Annotated in this window: 1 protein-coding gene; it reads left to right on the top strand. The window is 64.2% G+C overall.

All coding sequences use genetic code 11. The features are described from left to right. A partial coding sequence (locus tag EN808_RS35230) for a GMC oxidoreductase (RefSeq protein ID WP_245525204.1) occupies nucleotides 1–354 on the top strand: 354 nt, incomplete at its 5' end. Between the last annotated feature and the right edge of the window lie 54 nt (nucleotides 355–408).

The following is a 408-nucleotide window of genomic DNA, read 5'->3' as shown; positions in this document are numbered from 1 at the left end:
GTGGACGAGATGCTGGCGGCGGTGAAGTTCGTGCGTAAGATCGCCGCGATGCCGGCCATGGCCGAGATCATCGAGGAAGAGGTGCTACCCGGACCGTCGATCCAGTCGGACGCCGACCTCATCCAGGATTTCAGGAAGCGCTCGGGCACCGTCTATCACCCGGTCTCGACCTGCCGCATGGGGCCGAACGCCGCGCGCGCCGTCGTCGATCCGCGGCTGAAGGTGCACGGGCTGGACGGCTTGCGCGTCATCGACGCCTCGATTTTCCCCGACAACATCACGGGCAACACCAACGCCGCCTCGATCCTGACCGGATGGAAAGGCGCCGACCTGGTTCTGGAGGATCATAAATGAAAATCACCGACGTAAAGACCTGGGTTGTTGGCAACCCGCCGCCCGGCATCGGCG

This window comes from Mesorhizobium sp. M8A.F.Ca.ET.165.01.1.1 (assembly GCF_004792065.1).
Taxonomy (GTDB): domain Bacteria; phylum Pseudomonadota; class Alphaproteobacteria; order Rhizobiales; family Rhizobiaceae; genus Mesorhizobium.
Note: the sequence above shows the minus strand (reverse complement) of the source record. Positions and strands in the feature narration are given on the sequence as shown.